Below are 3236 nucleotides of genomic sequence, written 5' to 3' on the forward strand. Positions count from 1 at the left end.
CGGGGGTCATCCGCAGCGCCGGCCCTCGTTGATGCAGCTCACCATCTGGTCGAGCAGGCCCTTGTTCATCACGTTGATGAAGTCGCCGTGGTCGGTGATCGGGTTGTGGAGCTGCTCGGGGAAGCTGTCGACGGCGAACTTGACCCCGGACGGGACGTCGTAGGCGACCCGCTCGGTCAGCTGGGGGATCGCCTTGAGGTTCTTCGGGCAGACCCCCTTCTTGTCGGAGAAGGCGGTGTGGGTGCGGTGGTTGGCGCTGTCGATGTTCTTGCCGTCCCAGCAGTCCGGGAACTTCAGGGTCCGCACCACCCGGCTGCCGCTCGGGCAGGCGGGGTACTTGTCGACGAGCTGCCGGTCCTCGAAGCCGGTGCAGCTCCAGGAGGCGTGGGCGTTGGCCGGTCCGTTGGTGAGGGCCTTGGCGTCGCCGGTGATGATGCGCAGGAAGCGGGTCATGGACTGGACCTTGTTCCCGGTGGCGGAGGTGTAGGTGATGTTGACCTCGGCCGGCTGGAGGATCTTGCCGACGTTGCGGTCCTTGCCGCCGCCCGGTGCCTTGAGGTCGCTGTCGTTGCTGCCGTTGAGCAGGCGCAGCACCGGCCAGTAGTAGGCCGACTGGTCGCCGTTGGAGCAGGTGGTGCCGGAGGCGGCGAGCCGGCCGTTGGGGGAGAACGCGCTGGTGGCGTTGTTGCCGACGTAGTCGTGCATGTGGTGGGCGCCGTTGCTGACGCCGGGGGCCACGATCACGTTGTCCGGGTTGAGGTGGCGGTTCTCGTTGCGTCCGCACTGCGAGGTGAATGTGCCGGAGGCGGGCCCGGTGCGGGCGGGCTTGGCGTTCGGGGCGACGGACTTGATGTCGACGAAACCGCGGCCCAGCTTGGACGCGCCGCCCGAGGACCTGCTGCGGTCGGCGGCGGCCTTGGCGGACTCGGGGGCGAAGTCCTTGGCGGAGGCGTCGACCTCCAGATCGCGCCGGATGGAGCAGTTCGCGAGCGCGGACAGGTCCTTGGGGAGCCCCGAGTCCGGTCCGGCGCTGGACGAGAGCTTCTTCAGGGTGGTGGTGCGTTTCGCGGCGAGGGCGCCCATCACCTTGTTCTCGCCGCCCTTGGAGCCGGCCTTCGAGAGGTCCTGGTAGGCGTCGGCGACCTGGACGTCGAGGTCGGCGAGGCTCTGGTCGACGTCGGCCTGGGCGGCGTCCGGCACCGCTGCCAGGCCGGAGCCGACGTCGGCGCAGGCGACCGTACCGAGCTGGGTGGCCGCCTGGGACCGCCACGGGCCCTGCCCGGCGAACGCCGCCGCCGCGAGGACCGACGCCCCGGTGACCGCCAGCACCCCGGCCAGCAGCAGGGCAAGGCCTCGGCGGCGGGATTTGCCGCGTTTGTGAATCCGCATAGTCGCACCTTCGAAAATGGATCGGGTGTCTCGGACAGGCCGTTGCCGGCCTTCGTGCTGCGCCCCTCCTAGCGCTGTGTCCCCGCGGGCGCCGGGACCGGGCTCGCGGACGGGGAGGGCGTCCCGCTGGGCGGACCGGTGAGGTCGCCGAACTTGACCAGTCCGGTGTCCTCCAGGACCGACATGTGGTCCAGCACCGTGGAGTTGGCCATGGTCGCCAGGTCGCGGACGGTGGAGTTCTGGGTGCTGGCGCGGACCTGCGCGACGACGGCGAACACCTGGCCGTGGGCGTTGCGCACGATGTTGGCGAACAGCCGGTCGAACTCGGGGCCCTGGGCGTCGTCCAGCTGTTTGAGCCAGGCCTTCTGCTGGGCGTTCGGCTCCGCGGGCACGTCCATGTTGAGGGTCCTGGCCGTCTCCAGGTCGGCGCGGTCGAGGTCGGTGTGCCCGTCGATCAGATGCTGGCCGGCCGTCTTGACCTCGGGGGTCCCGCCCTTGTCGAGGGCCATCCGGCCGGCGGGGATCTCCCACAGCCCGGCCAGCCTGACCCGCTTGACGAAGTCCCGGTCCAGCGGTGTCAGCGGCCCGGTCGGTGTCTGCACCGTCCCCGGTACATCGGCCGCCTGGGGAGTTCGGTACGAGCCCGCCGAGCGCACGATGGGGACCACCAGGGCGGCGACCGTGGAGATCATGGCCACGATCACGAGAAGAGTGGCGAACGATCGCGGAAGTCGGCTCACCTTGGGGATTCCGTAGGGAGCGGCTCCGGGTCCGCGCTTCTTCCTCGAAGATGACATCGGTTTCCTCATCACGCCGGGATGTGCGAGCACGCCGGCCCGCCGCGGCGGGCCCCGATCGGCCGCGTGGAACCTGCCGCGGAACCGCAGCACGGTTCCGCCGTGGAACGCACGGCAACGGACGGATCCGGGTGTTCGCAGGTCCCGGTCGAAGGTCACGGGATCTGGGTCGGTCAAGGAGCGGCCACGGCCCTCAGCGGGTGCCGGGTGGGCCGTCCTGGTGGGGCTCGGACGCCCGGGGGGCGGGCAGTTGCTCGGCGCGGCGGCGCAGCCGGGCGAACTCGGCGGCCATGCCGTGGATCTTCAGTGCCAGCAGGATCTCGAACCGCGCCTGGGAGGTGCGCAGGCTGGCGCCGAACAGCCGCTCCAGCTGCCGCAGCCGGTAGCGGACGGTCTGCGGGTGCAGGCGCAGCAGCAGCGCGGCTCTGGTCGCGCCGCCTCCCTCCAGCCAGGCGAGCAGGGTCTGCTCCAGCATCTCGCGCCGGCGCGGTGTCAGGTCGTTGAGTCTGGCGAGCCACTTGGCCGACAGGTGGCCGGCCAGCAGCGGGTCCTGGAAGAGCACCACCTGGGCCAGGTGGTCCTCGACGAAGAGGAGTTCACCGGCGGCGCCCGGCCGCTGCGGGGCCAGCGCCAGCAGAGTCCGCGCCCAGCGCAGGGAGGCGCCGGCGTCGGCGCGGGCCACCACCGGCCCCACCACCGCCGAGCCGCCCCGCAGCCAGCGGACGAGGGTGCGGTGCATGCCGGGTACGGGGTCGGGGATCAGCAGGTACGGTTCGGGCCCGTGCAGGTAGGCGATCACCTTGGTGGGGGACAGGCCCGGCGGGGGCGGCCCCGGCGCCGCGGAGAGCGCCACCGCCTGGACCGTGCCGGGGCGTTGCCGCGGTGCGGCGTCGGCGGCGGGTCCGGGGGGCCGGCGCAGCACCAGTTCCCCGCGCTCGCCGACCGGCAGGGTCAGCGCATCCACAGCGCCCCCTTCCAGGGGGTGCGCGGATGGCGGTGCCGGGTCCGGGGGCCCGGCACCGGGCGGTCGGCGGGGGTGCCGGGCCGGTC

3 protein-coding genes are annotated in these 3236 nt (G+C 72.2%); all 3 read right to left on the minus strand.

The window, feature by feature from the left end:
* Positions 1-6: 6 nt before the first annotated feature.
* The gene (locus tag AA75_RS53555; RefSeq protein ID WP_033823432.1) at positions 7-1389 is read right to left on the minus strand and encodes a DUF1996 domain-containing protein; all 1383 of its coding nucleotides are present in this window, start codon (positions 1387-1389) and stop codon (positions 7-9) included.
* Between the two features lie 68 nt (positions 1390-1457).
* On the minus strand, positions 1458-2129 hold the full coding sequence (locus AA75_RS29955; protein WP_033823433.1) for a DUF4142 domain-containing protein: 672 nt from the start codon (positions 2127-2129) through the stop codon (positions 1458-1460).
* Positions 2130-2379: 250 nt separating this feature from the next.
* On the minus strand, positions 2380-3150 hold the full coding sequence (locus AA75_RS29960; protein WP_051813732.1) for a helix-turn-helix domain-containing protein: 771 nt from the start codon (positions 3148-3150) through the stop codon (positions 2380-2382).
* Positions 3151-3236: the final 86 nt, after the last annotated feature.

Origin of the sequence: Kitasatospora sp. MBT63 (assembly GCF_000710465.2) — a bacterium.
Classification (GTDB): Bacteria; Actinomycetota; Actinomycetes; order Streptomycetales; family Streptomycetaceae; genus Kitasatospora.

What these genes read in the sequence shown, in the direction of transcription:
- AA75_RS53555 (WP_033823432.1), bottom strand. Translation starts at nt 1,389, where the DNA reads ATGCGGATTCACAAACGCGGCAAATCCCGCCGCCGAGGCCTTGCCCTG.